Source organism: Flavivirga algicola, from assembly GCF_012910715.1.
GTDB classification, from domain to species: domain Bacteria; phylum Bacteroidota; class Bacteroidia; order Flavobacteriales; family Flavobacteriaceae; genus Flavivirga; species Flavivirga algicola.
Map to the genome: position 1 here is coordinate 142968 of NZ_JABBHF010000003.1, position 17384 is coordinate 160351.

Consider the following 17384-nt stretch of genomic DNA (forward strand, 5'->3'; position numbering starts at 1 on the left):
ATTATAAGATAGATGCTGCACCAGCAGTAGCAATAGCTCTGTCTTGATCAATAGTACCACCGCTCACACCAATGGCACCAATAATTTTACCTTCTTTATTTTTTATAGGTATGCCGCCAGGGAACGTAATTAAACCATCATTAGAATGTTCTATATTGTAAATTATGCCTCCTGGTTGCGTTAGTTCTCCCAATTTTCCAGTATCAATATTAAAATACCTTGCCGTTTTTGCTTTTTTAATGGCTACATCGATGCTTCCTAGAAAAGATTCATCCATTCTTATAAAGGCTTTTAAATTAGCACCAGCATCTACTACTGCAATATTTACCAATACGTTCGAGTCTTCGGCTTTTTTCTTGGCAGCTAAAAGGGCTTTAAAAGCTTCATTGTGAGTAATATCATTAGTAATTTGGGCATGTACCGTATTTGATAGTAATGCTAGTGTCAATGTAATGATACAAATTTTTAATGGTTTAAGTAAGTTCATAATTCTGTTTATCGTTTTATAAATACAAAAATTATAAACCATTCTGAGAAAATAGTTGAACAAGTTCAACTTGATAAAATTTCACTGGATTTAAGATTGTTTTTTAATTTTACTTAAAAACTCATGCGTAATACCCAAATAGCTGGCAATTTGTTTGTCGGTGAGTTTGGAAGCGATGTTCGGATAGGTATTTGCAAAGTAATGATAGCGTTCTTTTGCCGTTTCGCAATGATTTCTAATTAAACGACGCTGCCATGCAACTAGCGCTTTTTGAGACATCACTCTGAATAATTTCTCAACGATAGGGATAGATTCGTAAAGCGCCAATTTATCGGTTCTGTTAATTAAAAGTACTTTGCTGTCTTCCAGGGCTTGTATATTTAAATTCGATGGTGTTTGGTTCATGAAACTATCAATATCCATTAACCACCAATCTCTCGTGGCAAAATATAAGGTGTTTTCATTGCCTTTTTTATCGATGGTGAAGATTCTAAAACAGCCTTCTAAAACAAAGCCTTCAAATTTGCATATTTCACCTTGGGTTAGTAGAGAAGCCTTTTTTTTAATAGACTGAGGATAAAAGTATTTACAGATTTCTTCTAATTCTGAATTAGAGAGTTGGGCATTTTTCTTTATATTTTGTTTTAGTAAATCGTTAACCATTAATGTAAATAAGCATTGGAAACTCGGTGGAAATTTACTAATTTTAAAAGGATTGAAACATAATATTTCAATAGAATTTTATCTGTGCTATGTGTAAGTAAATAATATGTTTGTGACTCTTAACTCTGCGTATACGGATTTCTCTTTTTTTATATAAAAAAGGTCTGAAAAACCAAAATAGATTTTTCAGACCTCATTGAAAAACGCAATTCAAGGTATTATGTTACTTCCTGTATAAAGGATCTGCTCCAATAGTACCAATTAAACTGTTTAAATATGAGTCGGATTTAACTCGATTATATAATTGTTTTACAGATTCCAAACGATCTTTAATTTTCATTTCGGCTACTAAAACATTATTGTTCGGGTTTGAAATGAAGGCTTCTAAATAAGTGATTTGCGAATCATAAAAACGGATATCTTTTTGTTGTTTCAATACCAGTCTTTCTTTATACCAGTCACTATTTAATACGTAATCTCTGTTAAAATATTTACGTAACTCAGGATCACTGATGTCTTTTCCTTCATAATTGCCATAGGCCATCATGTGCAATAAGATTTTTAGTGGTGGTATAGCAGATTCTATGCTACCATCTTCGAAATAACTTATAGCCACTTTTTGCTGAGCTTCAACAATGTTTTTTATGCCATCTACGTAATCCTCCATACCTTGCAGTTCAGGTTTTAACATCCTTTCATTAAAAACGGCAATTGGTTCATCAAATAAACGATTTAAACATCTTAGGGAGAATGTTTTGGTAATTCTGTATCCTAAACGGCTTGCTAAAATGGTTTCACCATTAAACTCAAAATCTTCAATTTTTTCTAAGGAACCATCAGCAATTAGTTTTTGAGGGTCTCTGTTCTCTGGTTCTAAACGTGCCCAAATCTCTGGAATTAATAAGCTTACATCGTGGTCTATCTTGTTTTCAGCGCCTACATAACCAGCAGCCGTACTAAATCCGTTAGATTCTGTTAAAATATGTGATAATAGGGCATTATTTAAATCGGTTGTAGGCGTTAACATGTTAAACGGGGCTTTTGTTAAAGCACCTTCCGATCCTGCGCCTGTTGTTGATGGTGACTTACCTGTTAAACTACAGATAAAGTCCATAAATAACTCTGGTGTTTCTTGATAGTGAATCGGGTTGTAAACTGCTAATGGTCTAATACCAGCTTCTCTATCTACAGGGTTGTTTCTTCTGCCGGGAAGTACAGCATTTACGACGTGAATAACAGGGTCTTCAGGTTTGATTTTTCTGCGTAAGCGCACGCCTATATTAGAGATATACGAGGCTTCTGTTTCATTGTAAAACCTGTTTGGTTCTAAATAACGCGGGTTTTTAGTTGGTAGACCATCTTCAATAATTCTTGGGTGAGACGGTAATACAAACTGTTCGTCATCATTTTCGCTATTAATAACTTCAAGTATAAAATCCTTAACAGGTTGTGTGTATTTGTCAAAATTTATAGTGTCCTCATATATCGCAATAGCATCTTCTTTTGTTAACATTTCATAATTTGTTAAGAATCTGCCATCTGAAATAATATCTAATTCGGCAATTTTATCATAACCTCTAACAATGGCCTCATCGGGTCTTTGGAATAAATGTGCTTCACAATTAGTTAATACTTTTACACTAGGGTTGTTGTATTCTGGATTCAAGTCTTTAAACTGGTCTCTTGGAAGCGTAATAGATGCAGAAATATCATCTTCGGTTTGAATTTTTTCACTTGCAGAGAAATCAGAACGCAGTTTGTTAAGCATCCAGTTGCCGTTTTGGTTGAACCCGATACGAACATAACTACCAACAACAGGATTGTTGTTGTAAATTAACGAAGTCCCTTTTACACCATTAATAATCTCGACAGACATCATGTCTTTCCAGTTAAGGTTGGCGCCGTGAGCTTGTCTGAATAAACGTTTTACAAAAAGAACTAAGGAACGTATGTGTACTGGAATATTTTTTAGCCACTCATTGAATTCATCTGAGTTCTCTTCAGAAGGTGTTAATAATTTTACCACAGACCCTAAGGTTCTTTTTTCACTTAAGAACGACCTTGATTTGGGTCTATTAGGATCTTCTGTTTTCCATCTTGTAGAATAATCGAATTCAATAATTTCGTCAGCTTTTTTGAAATCCTCCTCAATATTATGAATATTGAACGTACCATAGGTAATAGCATTTTGCATGGATTTTGAAATCTCTGATTTTCCACCACCAGATACGGTACAAGGCTTATGACAAAAGATACCTTCTGGAAATGTTTCTACGATACGCCATAAGTTGATAGATGGATGTTTTTCTAATCGTAATTTATTCCCTGATGGGTGTACATAGGTTTTAAATGGGGACAATATTAACTTTTGTTCTTTACCATTATAATCCCATGTGATACTATTTTTGTTGATATTGAAATATGCAGATTCTGGAATATAAACAACATTTGGGTATTTCTTATCTACCGCATAATTTTCTGGTTTTATATCAATTCGATCTGCCAATAAGGTTTTTACCTCTTCAAAGGTGTGGTCTAGTCCATAACTTCGAGAATAATCTTTACCATTTACGGTATCTCCCATGATACGTCTTGCATAGGCAATAGCACCACCAGCATGTTCCTCTTCTACTAAACCATAAAGATTTGCCGAATAACTTATTTGGGTTTTAATTTCCTTTTTAGAATAACCGTAGTAGTTGTCTGCAATCAAGGTAACCACAACACCACGTTCATCTCTACAGGTTATTTTAAAGGCTCCACCATCATTATAGAGTTCATTTTCATCTTTCCAGCACATGCCGTCTTTTCGTTGACGTTCTGTAGCATGATCGTAATGCGGTAACCCCACATCTTTTTTCTTTAAGGACTTTAAATGAGGTGCTAAAATAATACACCCAGTATGGCCTGTCCAATGCTCGGTATCTAAAGCAGCATCATTCTTAGCTAGGTTTGGGTTGCCTGCATTGCCAAAAATGTTTTCAACAAAATCTAAGTTGCTCACTAAATTCCCTGGCACAAAAAAGCGAACCTCTAAAGATTTTTCTTTAATAATACCTTTTACTTCGGGACAAACAATGGGCCTGAGCAGCATTGAGACCATAACCTTGGCCTTTTCTTTTTTGTTGGCTGTGAATGGTAAAACTTTTAAATCATCTGGTGCATTAAAAGCAGCATTTAAAAAGTGTGCTAATACAATTTTAGGAACTTCTTTTTTGTCCAGTGGAACTGGTAAGTCGCCTTCTACAATGTGAAAGGTTCCTTTTGTTGTTCTTTTATCGTGTAAAGGGTTGTTTAAAATACCTTGCTTTAGTCTTTTGGAATTAACTAAATCGCTTTGAAAAGAATTTCCATCTGGTGGTAAACTGGCTTCTCTGGCTTGTCCTTTTTTTGATAAAATAAGCGTATCATTTGGTAACGTGTAAGGTTTATCAAAAGAAACATCTTTTAGATAATCATTAATGAAGTTTTGTATTCTGGAGTCAGCAGGTGATTGATGATTAGCCAGAAGCCTTGAGTTTTCTTGAATGCTCTTTATTAATCCGTTAGTTAATTCTTCAAACTTAGGGTCGCAAAACGTTTCTTTGCTACCTTCTTCATCTTTGAAGGTTGGTTGTCCAATAGATGCTAACTTTAAGTTGATAGATTGAACAATGTCTTTTCTTAGTTTTTCCATAGGTTCTAACTTTGCTAACTATTTATAGTTCATTATAATTCATAGCAAAGTTATATTTAGGATGTTTTAAAAAAGCTGTCAAAAGTCATGTTGCCTACAAATTTTTTACTCAAACGATGTAGTAAGAAACTGGTGGTTAGAAAGGAGGAATAACTATTGTGCGCTTCAAAGATTTCTTAGTTTGGTGAAGTTAATTTTTCTAAAACGTTTGGCTTATATTTTCTACTAATGGGGATTTCGTTTCCAAAAATTACTATTTTGGTGTTGTTGAAAGATTCTATTTTTGTTATGTTTATTAGATAAGACCTATGAACCCTAATAAAGCTTGACGAAAGTCTATCTTCAAGTTTACTTATCTTTTCTCTGGTTGTAAATATTTTTTCTTCACTATATATTTTAACATAATCGCCCTGACTTTCAATATAATTGATTTTTGACTCTAAAAGTTGAACCGTTTTTCTGTTTGATTTAAATTGAATTAATGGCTCTAAATTTTCTTCTTTAACCGACCATCTTCTAATGAGGTATATTAAATTACTTAGAAATACAATAAAAAATAATACAATAGCTAATTGTTCAATATTGTAACTGTAAGCAGGCATGTTCTTAAAAGAATAGTTGCCTAAGCAAATAAGAAGGCATAGGATAATTAGAGTTTCTAGGTATATAGAAATAATAGTAATAAACAATCCAAATGATATAAATTTTAAGAATTGTTTTTTGAATAAGTATTTTGGAAATAGCCAATAATTAATAAGGTAAGAAGTGGCTATTATTATGGGTGTTAGTAAGCTAGTAAAAACTATTGCAAAATACATGTTTTGTTTTACACCAATTAAAAGTGCAATTAAAACACTATTGGCAATCCAAAATAAAAAATGTAATAATATACGTTTGTACATAAAAATAGAATTCTAAAAACAAAGATTCTACAATTTTTTTAAAAAAGACTTTTTTGTAGGTGAATAACCAGTTTAGGGACGGATTTAACATGCCGAATTAATCTTTATTATTTCTAAATTTGGATTAATTAAAATTGATTTCTAAGACAAATTATGATTGATTTTTTGAACAAAGGAGGATATGTGTTTATGTTGCCTTTAACACTTTTGTTGTTAATAAACATTATAATAATAGCTAAAAATATCTCGTTTCTTTTTGCTAATAAGTTCTCATCAAAAGAAGCTGCGAAACAAAGTTTTGATTATATATTTCACATTGGATTATTTGCATTGACTTTAGGTTTATTAGGGCAAATTGTTGGATTGTATGAAGGATTTGAGTCTATTGAAAATTGGGGTAATGTAGATGCTGATTTCCTCTTTAAGGGCATTGCAGTATCAGCTATACCAGCAATCTATGGATTGGGTATATTCATTGTATCATATGTGTTTTATTTATTATTGAAAGTAAAATTAAATTCATAAACATAAAAACGAAATGAGATATTTAGAAATAGTATTATTGTTATTGGTAACCTTCCTGCCTTTTACAAAACGTATATTACTTAAAATATTAGAAAAGAAATATTTATTAGCTGCTTTAGTTACTATTTTGGTATCGCATTTATTAATAGAGGGTTGGCGTTGGCAAATGTTTCCAGTCTATCTATTATTAATTATTATTTTATATCGGATTATTTCAACAAACGCAATAACTAATTATAAATTAACTTTTTTAAGAATTGTTGGTTATGTAGTTGTTGTATTGCTATTGATTCCTGGGTGGGTTTTGCCAAATATACTTCCTGTATTTCAACTTCCTGAACCAACAGGTAAATATACAGTGGGAACTTATAAAATACATTTAAAGACTAATATTGATGAGGTAATAACCAAGAATGAAGGAGATAAGAGGGAGCTCATGATTAAGGTTTGGTATCCATCTCTTTCAAGTACCAATAGAAAACAAGAACCTTATCTAGACCATGCCAATAGAGTTGGTTTTGTAAATAAGTACCTGGGCTTTATGCCAACTACAGCATTAAATTATTTAGATGAAGTAAAAACGCATGTTTATCCAAACATTCCAATAGCTAATGAATCTTTTCCAGTTTTAATCTTTTCTCATGGTTATGGTTCCAATGCTTCAGGTTACTATACATTATTAACTGAAATAGCTAGTCAAGGTTACATCATTTTAAATATGAATCATACCTATGAGAGTTTGGGGGCTGTTTTTCCTAATGGTAAAGAAGTCTTTTTTGATTATGACTTTCAGGCTACCCAAAATGTAAATTCCATGAAACATATTACTCCTATTAGAGAAGCTTTCAAAAAAAATCTTCCTTTTGAAGAACGGCATTCTATTATTAGAGAAGCATCTAAAGGCTATGCTGCAACGAAAATGATAAAAAGATGGGCTAAGGATATTACATACACTTTAGATCAATTAGAATATTGGAATAATGAGGGTTTTTTTAAAGGAAAATTAGACTTAGATAGAATAGGTGTTTTTGGACACTCTCGTGGTGGTGGAGCTGCTGGACAGGCAACTATTGAAGATGCCAGAATAAAAGCATCTGCAAATATTGACGGTGTGCAATGGGGCGAAATGATGGATACTATTTATCAAACTCCCTTTTTATATCTTTCTTCAGATTGGGGAGAGAATCACGAAGATGTTAACTTGCATGTTTATAAAAATAAAAGTACCAATTATTTTTATGAGGCAAAACTGTTAACCGCAGCGCACCCAAATTTCATGGACATCCCTTTTATGATTCCAGTTAAAGAGTTAGCGCAAACTGGTAATATTGATGTTAAATTAGGTGTTAAAATTACTAATGAGCTTGTCATAGCATTTTTTAATTCACACTTAAGAGGTGATTCTATTAGTATAAAAGAAATAAGCAAAAAGTATGATTTGCTTAAAATGACTGTACATGAAGGAGATTCATTAAAGTAGAAAAATCTACTTAAAAGCATTCAATCCCGTCACATCTAATCCAGTAATTAATAAATGAATATCGTGGGTACCTTCATAAGTAATCACACTTTCAAGATTCATCATATGACGCATAATGCTATATTCTCCCGTAATACCCATGCCGCCAAGTATTTGTCTGGCCTCTCGTGCAATATTAATGGCCATGTCTACATTATTGCGTTTTGCCATGGATATTTGTGCTGAGGTTGCTTTACCATCGTTACGTAAAACACCAAGTCGCCAGGTTAATAATTGGGCTTTGGTAATTTCGGTAATCATTTCTGCCAATTTTTTTTGCTGTAATTGAAACTGACCAATAGGTTTTCCAAATTGCATACGTTCTTTGCTATACCGAAGCGCTGTATCATAACAATCCATAGCAGCACCAATAGCGCCCCAGGCAATACCATAACGTGCGGAGTCTAGACATCCTAACGGGGCACCAAGTCCAGATTTGTTAGGTAGTACGTTCTCTTTAGGCACTTTTACATTGTCAAAAATAAGTTCGCCAGTAGCAGAAGCTCGTAAAGACCATTTATTGTGAGTTTCTGGCGTTGTAAAACCTTCCATACCACGCTCTACGATTAAACCATGAATACGTCCTTCCTCATTTTTTGCCCAAACAACAGCCACTTGTGCAAATGGGGCGTTGCTAATCCACATTTTGGCACCATTTAAAAGATAGTGGTCACCCATATCCTTAAAGTTTGTCATCATACCTCCCGGATTACTTCCATGATCGGGTTCGGTTAGACCAAAACAGCCAATCCATTCGCCGCTTGCTAATTTTGGCAGGTATTTTTGACGTTGTTCTTCGTTGCCATATTTCCAGATGGGGTACATAACCAAAGAAGACTGTACCGAAGCTGTACTTCTAACCCCAGAGTCGCCACGTTCTATTTCCTGCATGATTAAACCATAAGAAATTTGGTCTAATCCTGCACCCCCATATTCCATAGGGATATAAGGACCAAAAGCACCTATTTCTGCTAATCCGTTAATAATTTGTGTTGGAAATTCTGCTTTTTGTGCATAATCTTCAATAATCGGGGAGATTTCACGTTTAACCCATTCGCGGGCAGCATCACGCACTAATTTATGTTCGTCTGTAAGTAGCTCATCAAGGTTATAATAGTCTGGAGCTTCGAATAAGTCTGGTCGCATAAAAACTAAATTTAAGTCTGTTTTAAAATAAAATTATTAATAAAAAAGCTATTTTTTTGTTAAATCAATATTTTAAAGACTCAAATTTAATTAATTCCTACCGATTCGATTACATTTTTAGATAAAAATCTTTGGTAAGATTTGTGTAATCTTTAGTGTACTCGTGTCTCGATGTTTCAATAACAAGACTATCTATTTTTTTTTCACTTTCTCGAAAAGAGAATTCGATCAAACTTCGTTTAATTTCAGAAACTGGAGTTCCTTTTACATGCAGTATTCTATTTGGGATAAGTTTAAATTTTGAAGCTAAATTAATGAGTTTTTCTTCCTCTTTAAATGGAATGATCACAGAAAATATACCATTTTTAGATAACAATTTTGAGACACTTTCAATTAAATGATCAAAAGGCATAGCGTCTTGAAATCTTGCTGTTTTTCGAGCATTAGACATTGGTTTTTCCCCTTTTGAGAGAAACGGCAAAGCCTGAGAAGGGGAGTAAAAAGGCGGGTTAGAAATGATGAGATCGTAGTTGTCATCTATTTCATCAACAAATTCTTCAAGTGCAGCATGGTAGCAAAACAAGCGGTCTCCCCAGGGTGATTGTTCAAAATTATCAACACATTGCTCGTAAGCTTGATCATCAATTTCTATGGCATCAATAATTTCTGCATGACTTCGTTGTGCTAACATAAGCGACAAAATACCTGTGCCAGCTCCGATATCAAGTATAGAGAACGGGTGGGTTTCAATAGATGTCCAAGCACCAAGTAAAACACTGTCGGTGCCAATTTTCATGGCGCATTGTTCCTGATTTATCTCAAATTGTTTGAAAACAAAAGGCTTTTTAGACATGAAATGATGTTTGAAATTTATGGCAATAGTATAAAATAAAAAAATGAGATGACGGAAAAAATCTTAAAATTATATTAAAATTAATACTAAAGATATCCGTTTGTTTTATAATTTACGTATATAAAAATAATGGCTTATATTGTATTAAAAAAATGAAAAAAGAAAATAAAATTTTAGTAAAGTTAAATGACGTGTTTTTAATGAATGAAGCCATCGAAAAAGTCTATACGAAAGCTTGCGAAAAAGTTTCTAATATAGATGTAAAGGCCGTTTTAAAAGAAAAAAGTTTAGAGCGATATAACTTTGGTAAAATGTTGCAAAATGAGATAAAAAAACTTGATGCCAATGCCAAAGAGGATATCATGTCAAGAAGGATATACCAACTTTATATGAAGAGTTTTAGTAATTTATTAAGGATGGAAAACCATAGTGATTTGTTAAATGCGATCTGTAAAATTGAGTTATTATGTTTAGAAAAATATAATGAATTACTTAGAGAAATTAATCTGTCTTTATCACTTTGCAGATTATTGATAAAGCAACAGGATAATATTCAATACGGAGTACGTTCAATAAAAAAAGAATTGATTGTTGCCGATTAATTTTTTAATATCAAATATCTTCTATAGATATAAGTCGATTAACCCTTCTGGTGTTTCTACCAAAATAGTCTTATTTTCTCTATCCACCTTAACTATAAATTCATCATTCATAGGAATTAAAATTTCAGTGCCGTTTCGATCTATTTCAAAAAGCGCTTGAGCGGTAGAATCGTTTATGGCTTTTATAGTTCCTACTTTTCCACGATTTACATCTTCAACCGAAAAACCAATAACTTCGTGGAAATAAAACTTATTGCCTTCGAGTTTAGGGAGCATATCGAGTGGTAAGTATAAATCACTTTTCATTATAGCATCTGCATCAGCTTCCTCATCAATATCTTCAAATTTAATGCGGAGTAATTCTGATTTATGAAGTTGCGAGCGTTCAATAAAAAAAGGAACAAGGTTATTTCTTAAGTTTAAGAAAATAGCATCCAAGTTCTCATAAAGTTCTGGCTGATCTGTGTCAAGTTTGGCTAAAACTTCTCCTTTAAAGCTATATTTTTTTACAATTTTACCTAGGTAAAAGCAATCTTCTTTTCGCATGACAAATGATTTTTTTATCATTCCCGTGAAAACGAGAACCTTTCTAAGTTTATCCTGGTAAACTTATGAGATTTCCACATTCGTGGGAATTATTTAATCAAACTTGGAAACGTTTGATTAAATAAAAAAACTCCGATAAAAATATCGGAGTTTAAAAGTATAAAAAATTCTTTTTTTATTCTTCTTCTTTTGAAGCTTCTGCTTCGGCAGCAGGGGCCTCTTCTTCAGCAACTTCCTCTTCAACAACAGGAGCAGCTGCAGCAATACGAGCTTCATTGGCAGCTTTTTCAGCTTCAAGAGCTTTTGCTTTGGCATCAGCATCCGCTTTAGCGACATCATTCGCTTTAGCACTAACTTTACTAGCTTTTTCTTCCAACCAAGCATTAAACTTCGCTTCAGCTTGTTCTTCAGTTAAGGCTCCTTTTCTAACACCACCTGCAAGGTGATTTTTAAGTAAAGCGCCTTTGTAAGATAAAATAGCTTTGGCTGTATCAGTTGGCTGTGCACCATTCTGTAACCATTGTACCGCACCATCAATATTTAATTCTATGGTTGCTGGGTTTGTGTTTGGATTGTAAGCACCTAATTTTTCTAGGTATTTACCATCTCTTTTTGAACGTGCATCTGCTGCTACGATCCAGTAGTAAGGTTTTCCTTTTTTACCGTGTCTTTGTAATCTAATCTTTACTGGCATAATAATTAATTATTTGAGGTTCTCGACCTCGGTTATTAATAAGGGCGCAAAGATACTATATTTTTTTAATTATCAATGCTATATTTTGATTAGAAATTATGCAAAAATGTATTAAAATAATAGACAAACTGGAGCTGGCAAATTTGTTGCGTGTAAGAAAGTAAGTTTTCCCGATTTGTTGTTTATCTTAAACACACTAATATTGTTACTCTTTTTATTTGCTACTAAAAGAAATTTGCCAGTTGGGTCCAATGTAAAGTTTCGTGGCCAATCCCCATGAACACTTATGTTTTGAATTTTTTTAACAGTGCCATCAGACAAGTTTCTTTTAAAAACAGCAATAGAATTTTCACCACGGTTGGAGCCGTATAAAAAGCGTTCGTCTTTGGATAAATGAATGTCGGCACATTTGTTTTTGCCTTTATAATTTTCATCAAGAGTAGAATCGAAATCTATATTTTTAAAACCATCCTCGGTCCTTTTTATTGAAGTTATGGAACCGCCATATTCATTAATGATGTAAATAAACTGACCATCTTTGCTTAATTCAAAGTGACGAGGCCCAGGGTTGCCTTCCATCTCAATGAAAAAATGACGTATAAATTCATCAGAAGAATCTTTTAGCTTATATTGGTAAAACATATTCCTTCCTAAATCAGCGACAAATAAGTCATCTTTAAAAAACTTGGCAGAATGTGCATGTGACTTTTCATTTAAAGAATTATGATTGAAAATCTGGTAAGCTTCTTTTAGGCTGCCATCTTCATTGATAGGATAAATAGATACGGTGCCCCCAGTATAATTGGAAACAACAATTTTATTACCACTTTCATTTATCGAAATATGACAAGGCCCTTTGCCATTGCTTCGTACTCTTGTTAATAGTGATAAAGTACCATCGTTATTGATTTTATACGATGATGCGAACCCGTTTTCACTTTGATTCACCGAATATAAATATTTTTTATCTGGAGAATACGCTAAAAAAGAAGGGTTGTCTATGTTTATAGCAAGCTGTTTGTTGCTTAAATTACCATTTTCTGTATTGAATTCCAGTTGGTAAATACCCTCACTGTCGCCTTGGGTGTATGTACCAACATATAAATGGATGTTTTGAGCTTGGATATTAAAAAGAATAAAAGTGAAACCGAGAAGTAATAATTTAATTTTCATATAAATAAAGGATAAAAAATGCTTTCAAAAATAATACAATTAAAATTAAGGTTCTTTTGTTTAAAACTCTTTATAACTTCACTTTAAAAAAGTATTATTTCTATGTATTTTTATAAGCTATTAATTTCTCTCTTTTTGGGAGGCTAAGAGCAGCTTATGTACTTAATTTTCGATACAGAAACTACTGGATTACCTAAACGATGGGATGCGCCTATTACAGATGTTGATAATTGGCCTAGGTGTATTCAAATTGCATGGCAGCTGCACGATGCCATGGGAAATTGTATCGATCACCAAGATTATTTAGTACAACCAGAAGGGTTTAATATTCCATATGACGCGGAGAAAGTTCATGGTATTTCAACAGAATTAGCTCAGGAACAAGGTATTCCGTTAGCTGAGGTCTTAGAAAAATTTAATGATGCCTTAAGTAAAACCAAATTTGTTGTCGGACAAAATGTGAAGTTCGATTTAAACATTATGGGCGCCGAATTTGTTCGTGGAGATGTTTCAAATCCATTACAGGAATTACCTGTTTTAGATACCTGTACAGAACATACGGCAAGTTTATGTCAGATCCCTGGTGGTCGTGGTGGTAAATTTAAGTTACCAACACTTACAGAATTACATGAATTTTTATTTAAAGTGCCTTTTGCCGAAGCCCATAATGCCACGGCCGATGTTGAGGCAACGACACGTTGCTTTTTTGAGCTGATTCGTTTAGGAGAATACACCAAAGAGCAGCTCGATGTAGAACCTGATTATTTTCAGAACTTTAATGAAGCCAATCCAAAAGAGATTGAGCTTATAAATTTAAAGCATGTTAACCTTAAAAAGGAAAGTGCTAAAATTCGTGAGCGCATTAATAGCCTTAAACAAGACACGGTTTCTACTGAAGATATAGAGCGAAATATATCCGATTTGGCAGATGCTGGTTTTGTGCACCTTCATAATCATTCGCAGTTTTCTGTATTGCAATCAACTATGAGTGTTGGTGATATTGTGGCTGCCGCTGCCTCTCATAATATGTCTGCTGTAGCGCTTACCGATCACGCCAATATGATGGGGGCATTTCATTTTATAAATGCTGTTAACAAACAAAATAATAGTATAAAAGCGCTTTTAGAGGAGGCTGAAGCTAAAGGAGAAGTTTCAGAAAAACAATTGATAAAACCAATTGTGGGGTGTGAGTTTTTTGTTTGTGAAAACCATCAAGATAAATCAAGAAAAGATAATGGGTATCAAGTTGTATTGATAGCTAAAAACAAAAATGGTTATCATAATCTGGCAAAATTATCGTCCCACGCCTTTGTTAACGGTTTTTATTATGTGCCTAGAATAGATAAAAAACTTATTCAGGAATATAAGGAAGATATTATAGTACTTACTGGTAACTTATATGGTGAAGTACCAAGTAAAGTCCTTAATATTGGAGAGAAACAAGCTGAAGAAGCGCTGTTATGGTGGAAAAATGAGTTTGGAGATGATTTGTATGTGGAAATTATGCGTCATAATCAGGAAGATGAAAATCGCGTTAATACAACCCTGATAGCATTAGCAAAAAAACATGATGTAAAATTAGTCGCAACGAATAACACATATTACCAAAAGAAAGACGATGCGAACGCACATGATATTTTACTATGTGTAAAAGATGGAGAGAAGCAGGCTACTCCCATAGGTAGAGGAAGAGGCTACCGTTATGGATTGCCTAACCAAGAGTATTATTTTAAGTCTTCTGAAGAAATGAAACAATTGTTTCAAGATCAGCCAGAAGCCATTTTAAATATTAAGGAGGTTGTAGATAAAATTGAAGGGTTTCAACTAGCGAGAGATGTCCTTTTACCTGCCTTTGATATCCCCGATGAGTTTAAGCATGAAGAAGATTTAATAGATGGGGGTAAGCGCGGTGAGAATGCCTATTTACGTCATTTAACCTATGAAGGAGCAAAAAAACGTTATGGTGACCCTCTCTCTGAAGATGTTATTGAGCGTCTTGATTTCGAATTAAGTGTTATCGAAAACACGGGATATCCAGGATATTTTTTAATTGTTGAAGATTTTATTCGTGAAGCCCGAAACATGGATGTATCTGTAGGGCCAGGGCGTGGATCTGCTGCTGGGTCGGTAGCTGCTTATTGTTTGTGGATTACCAACATTGATCCTATGAAATACGATTTGCTTTTTGAGCGTTTTTTAAATCCAGATCGTATTAGTATGCCCGATATTGATATTGATTTTGATGATGAAGGACGAAGTCGTGTCATGGACTATGTTATTGAAAAATATGGTGCTAATCAAGTAGCTCAGATTATTACTTATGGAACCATGGCCGCTAAATCTTCTATTCGCGATACGGCTCGTGTTTTGGATTTACCGCTTTTTGATGCCGATAGAATTGCGAAGTTAATTCCAACCATGTCTAAACTGAACAAGATTTTTGGTTTAGATGAAAAAGAATTAGGTAAAAAGTTTCGTGCTGAAGACTTAGAAAAAGTGAATCAGCTTTTAAATATTTCAGAAGGATCAGATTTAGAGGCAGAAACGGTTAATACGGCAAGAGCTTTGGAAGGTTCGGTAAGAAATACTGGTATCCATGCCTGTGGGGTTATAATAACTCCCGATGATATCACCAAGTTTGTCCCTGTATCTGTGGCTAAAGATTCCGATTTATATGTCACACAGTTTGATAATTCGGTTGTTGAAGATGCTGGTTTGTTAAAAATGGATTTTTTAGGGTTGAAGACGTTGACTTTAATAAAAGATACCGTTAAAATAGTAAAAGCAAAACATGATATTTTACTAGATCCAGAGACATTCCCTTTAGATGACCAAAAGACGTATGAATTATTCCAGCGAGGTGAAACTGTTGGTGTGTTCCAATATGAATCTCCTGGGATGCAAAAACACCTTAGAGATTTAAAACCTACCGTTTTTGAAGATCTAATTGCCATGAATGCTTTGTACCGACCAGGGCCTATGGAATACATTCCAAGTTTTGTTAGGAGAAAACATGGTGATGAAGATATTGAGTACGATTTGCCAGCCATGGAGGAGTACTTGAAAGAAACATACGGAATTACGGTTTACCAAGAGCAGGTGATGTTGTTGTCTCAAAAATTAGCTGGTTTTACAAAAGGTGAAGCCGATGTATTACGTAAGGCGATGGGGAAAAAGCAAATTGCGGTATTGGATAAAATGAAACCAAAGTTTGTTGAGCAGGCGAGTGCAAATGGGCATGATGCTAAAATTTTGGAAAAAGTTTGGAAAGATTGGGAAGCCTTTGCGAGTTATGCCTTTAATAAATCTCACTCTACATGCTATGCTTGGATTGCCTATCAAACGGCCTATTTAAAAGCCCATTATCCTGCGGAATATATGGCGGCGGTTCTATCTAACAATATGAACGATATTAAACAGGTGACCTTCTTTATGGAAGAATGTAAACGTATGAAATTGGATGTATTGGGTCCAGATGTTAACGAATCGTATTATAAGTTTTCTGTAAATCAGGATAATGCGGTACGTTTTGGTATGGGAGCTATTAAAGGTGTTGGTCATGGAGCTGTAATGACTATTGTCGAAAAAAGAAAAGAGGATGGCCCCTATAAATCTATTTTCGATTTGGCAAAACGAATCGATTTAAGGGCTGCAAATAAAAAGGCTTTCGAAAATTTAGCTTTAGCTGGCGGGTTCGATTGTTTTGGAAATACGCATCGCGCTCAGTATTTTCATAAAGAAGGAGATGATATCACTTTTTTAGAAAAAGCAGTTAAGTATGGTAGTAAGCACCAAGAAAATGAGAACTCATCTCAAGTGAGTTTGTTTGGAGCAACGAGCGAGGTGCAAATAGCAGAACCCCAAGTACCACCATGTGAAGAATGGGGAACTATGGAGAAATTGGCCCAAGAACGTGAGGTTGTAGGGGTTTATATTTCTGGTCATCCGTTAGACGATTTTAAAACCGAAATGAAAACGTTTTGTAACGGTACCATTGCCATGTTCAATAATCTGGAGCCTTATGTTAATAGAGAAATTGTTTTTGGAGGTGTCGTCACCGATGTGCAACACCGTGTAAGCAAGCAAGGAAAAGGCTGGGGGCTTTTTACTGTTGAAGATTATACTGATAGTTTTGAGTTTAGGATTTTTGGTGAAGAATATTTAAAATTCAGGCATTTTTTAATGAAGAACAATTTTGTGTTTATTAAATCATTTATCCGGGAAGGATGGGTTAATAAAGACACAGGAAAAAAGAGCGATCCAAGGTTGCAGTTCAATAGTTTTCAGCTGCTGCATGATGTTATGGAAAATTATGCTAAAAAACTATCCATCCAACTTAATATTAGAGATCTGAAAGAAGAAAACATTCTGCATTTAAAAGAATTGTTGCAAATGCACCCTGGAAACCAGGCGTTAAATTTTGTGGTGTATGACAACAAGGAGCAAATAAAACTACAAATGCCAAGTAGACGACAAAAAGTTAAAGTATCCCAAGAGTTGCTTAGTGAACTTGAGAGTCGGGATGTGTTATTTAAGTTGAACTGATAAACCTTGCATGCAATGAGTTTGTCAAAATGAAGGAATCTCATGATTATGAA

13 protein-coding genes are annotated in these 17384 nt (G+C 34.0%); 4 read left to right on the forward strand and 9 right to left on the reverse strand.

The window, feature by feature from the left end:
* Window position 1: 1 nt before the first annotated feature.
* From HHX25_RS06030 to HHX25_RS06045, 4 genes are all read right to left on the reverse strand, one after another.
* A complete protein-coding gene (locus tag HHX25_RS06030; protein WP_169671230.1) occupies window positions 2-487 on the reverse strand; it encodes a GlcG/HbpS family heme-binding protein in 486 nt (161 codons plus the stop codon).
* 90 nt (window positions 488-577) lie between these two features.
* On the reverse strand, window positions 578-1150 hold the full coding sequence (locus HHX25_RS06035; protein ID WP_169671231.1) for a Crp/Fnr family transcriptional regulator: 573 nt from the start codon (window positions 1148-1150) through the stop codon (window positions 578-580).
* Between the two features lie 223 nt (window positions 1151-1373).
* On the reverse strand, window positions 1374-4826 hold the full coding sequence (locus tag HHX25_RS06040) for a hypothetical protein (RefSeq protein WP_169671233.1): 3453 nt from the start codon (window positions 4824-4826) through the stop codon (window positions 1374-1376).
* A 176-nt stretch (window positions 4827-5002) separates the two neighbouring features.
* Complete coding sequence (locus tag HHX25_RS06045) at window positions 5003-5728, reverse strand: LytR/AlgR family response regulator transcription factor (protein WP_169671235.1); 726 nt, start codon at window positions 5726-5728, stop codon at window positions 5003-5005.
* 153 nt (window positions 5729-5881) lie between these two features.
* Here HHX25_RS06045 and HHX25_RS06050 point away from each other — a divergent pair, with 153 nt between their 5' ends.
* Together HHX25_RS06050 and HHX25_RS06055 are read left to right on the forward strand one after the other, a co-directional pair.
* Window positions 5882-6253 carry a MotA/TolQ/ExbB proton channel family protein gene (locus tag HHX25_RS06050; protein ID WP_169671237.1) on the forward strand — a complete coding sequence of 124 codons (372 nt, stop codon included), beginning with the start codon at window positions 5882-5884 and terminating at the stop codon, window positions 6251-6253.
* A 13-nt stretch (window positions 6254-6266) separates the two neighbouring features.
* Window positions 6267-7733 carry an alpha/beta hydrolase family protein gene (locus tag HHX25_RS06055; protein ID WP_169671239.1) on the forward strand — a complete coding sequence of 489 codons (1467 nt, stop codon included), beginning with the start codon at window positions 6267-6269 and terminating at the stop codon, window positions 7731-7733.
* Between the two features lie 6 nt (window positions 7734-7739).
* Here the strand turns inward: HHX25_RS06055 and HHX25_RS06060 are convergent, their stop codons facing one another.
* Both HHX25_RS06060 and HHX25_RS06065 read right to left on the reverse strand, forming a co-directional pair.
* Entirely contained in the window at window positions 7740-8918 is a 1179-nt protein-coding gene (locus tag HHX25_RS06060; RefSeq protein ID WP_169671241.1) for an acyl-CoA dehydrogenase family protein, read from the reverse strand.
* A 109-nt stretch (window positions 8919-9027) separates the two neighbouring features.
* Entirely contained in the window at window positions 9028-9771 is a 744-nt protein-coding gene (locus tag HHX25_RS06065) for a tRNA1(Val) (adenine(37)-N6)-methyltransferase (protein ID WP_169671243.1), read from the reverse strand.
* Window positions 9772-9923: 152 nt separating this feature from the next.
* Between HHX25_RS06065 and HHX25_RS06070 the strand changes: the two genes are divergently transcribed.
* The gene (locus HHX25_RS06070; protein WP_169671245.1) at window positions 9924-10373 is read left to right on the forward strand and encodes a hypothetical protein; all 450 of its coding nucleotides are present in this window, start codon (window positions 9924-9926) and stop codon (window positions 10371-10373) included.
* Between the two features lie 21 nt (window positions 10374-10394).
* Here the strand turns inward: HHX25_RS06070 and rimM are convergent, their stop codons facing one another.
* The 3 genes from rimM to HHX25_RS06085 form a co-directional block, all read right to left on the reverse strand.
* Entirely contained in the window at window positions 10395-10919 is a 525-nt protein-coding gene (gene rimM, locus HHX25_RS06075; RefSeq protein WP_169671247.1) for a ribosome maturation factor RimM, read from the reverse strand.
* A gap of 175 nt (window positions 10920-11094) precedes the next feature.
* On the reverse strand, window positions 11095-11613 hold the full coding sequence (locus HHX25_RS06080; RefSeq protein WP_169671249.1) for a 30S ribosomal protein S16: 519 nt from the start codon (window positions 11611-11613) through the stop codon (window positions 11095-11097).
* A 111-nt stretch (window positions 11614-11724) separates the two neighbouring features.
* Window positions 11725-12786, reverse strand: a complete 1062-nt coding sequence (locus tag HHX25_RS06085) for a lactonase family protein (RefSeq protein WP_169671251.1) — start codon at window positions 12784-12786, stop codon at window positions 11725-11727.
* 156 nt (window positions 12787-12942) lie between these two features.
* On the opposite strand from HHX25_RS06085, the gene dnaE reads away from it, so the two are divergent.
* Window positions 12943-17331 (forward strand): DNA polymerase III subunit alpha, encoded by a 4389-nt coding sequence (gene dnaE / locus HHX25_RS06090; RefSeq protein WP_169671254.1) that lies wholly within the window; start codon window positions 12943-12945, stop codon window positions 17329-17331.
* Window positions 17332-17384: the final 53 nt, after the last annotated feature.

Excerpts from the sequence above, each read along its gene's own strand:
- HHX25_RS06030 (WP_169671230.1), bottom strand. The coding sequence starts at position 487 with ATGAACTTACTTAAACCATTAAAAATTTGTATCATTACATTGACACTA.
- HHX25_RS06035 (WP_169671231.1), bottom strand. The coding sequence starts at position 1,150 with ATGGTTAACGATTTACTAAAACAAAATATAAAGAAAAATGCCCAACTC.
- HHX25_RS06040 (WP_169671233.1), bottom strand. The coding sequence starts at position 4,826 with ATGGAAAAACTAAGAAAAGACATTGTTCAATCTATCAACTTAAAGTTA.
- HHX25_RS06045 (WP_169671235.1), bottom strand. The coding sequence starts at position 5,728 with ATGTACAAACGTATATTATTACATTTTTTATTTTGGATTGCCAATAGT.
- HHX25_RS06050 (WP_169671237.1), top strand. The coding sequence starts at position 5,882 with ATGATTGATTTTTTGAACAAAGGAGGATATGTGTTTATGTTGCCTTTA.
- HHX25_RS06055 (WP_169671239.1), top strand. The coding sequence starts at position 6,267 with ATGAGATATTTAGAAATAGTATTATTGTTATTGGTAACCTTCCTGCCT.
- HHX25_RS06060 (WP_169671241.1), bottom strand. The coding sequence starts at position 8,918 with ATGCGACCAGACTTATTCGAAGCTCCAGACTATTATAACCTTGATGAG.
- HHX25_RS06065 (WP_169671243.1), bottom strand. The coding sequence starts at position 9,771 with ATGTCTAAAAAGCCTTTTGTTTTCAAACAATTTGAGATAAATCAGGAA.
- HHX25_RS06070 (WP_169671245.1), top strand. The coding sequence starts at position 9,924 with ATGAAAAAAGAAAATAAAATTTTAGTAAAGTTAAATGACGTGTTTTTA.
- rimM (WP_169671247.1), bottom strand. The coding sequence starts at position 10,919 with ATGCGAAAAGAAGATTGCTTTTACCTAGGTAAAATTGTAAAAAAATAT.
- HHX25_RS06080 (WP_169671249.1), bottom strand. The coding sequence starts at position 11,613 with ATGCCAGTAAAGATTAGATTACAAAGACACGGTAAAAAAGGAAAACCT.
- HHX25_RS06085 (WP_169671251.1), bottom strand. The coding sequence starts at position 12,786 with ATGAAAATTAAATTATTACTTCTCGGTTTCACTTTTATTCTTTTTAAT.
- dnaE (WP_169671254.1), top strand. The coding sequence starts at position 12,943 with ATGTACTTAATTTTCGATACAGAAACTACTGGATTACCTAAACGATGG.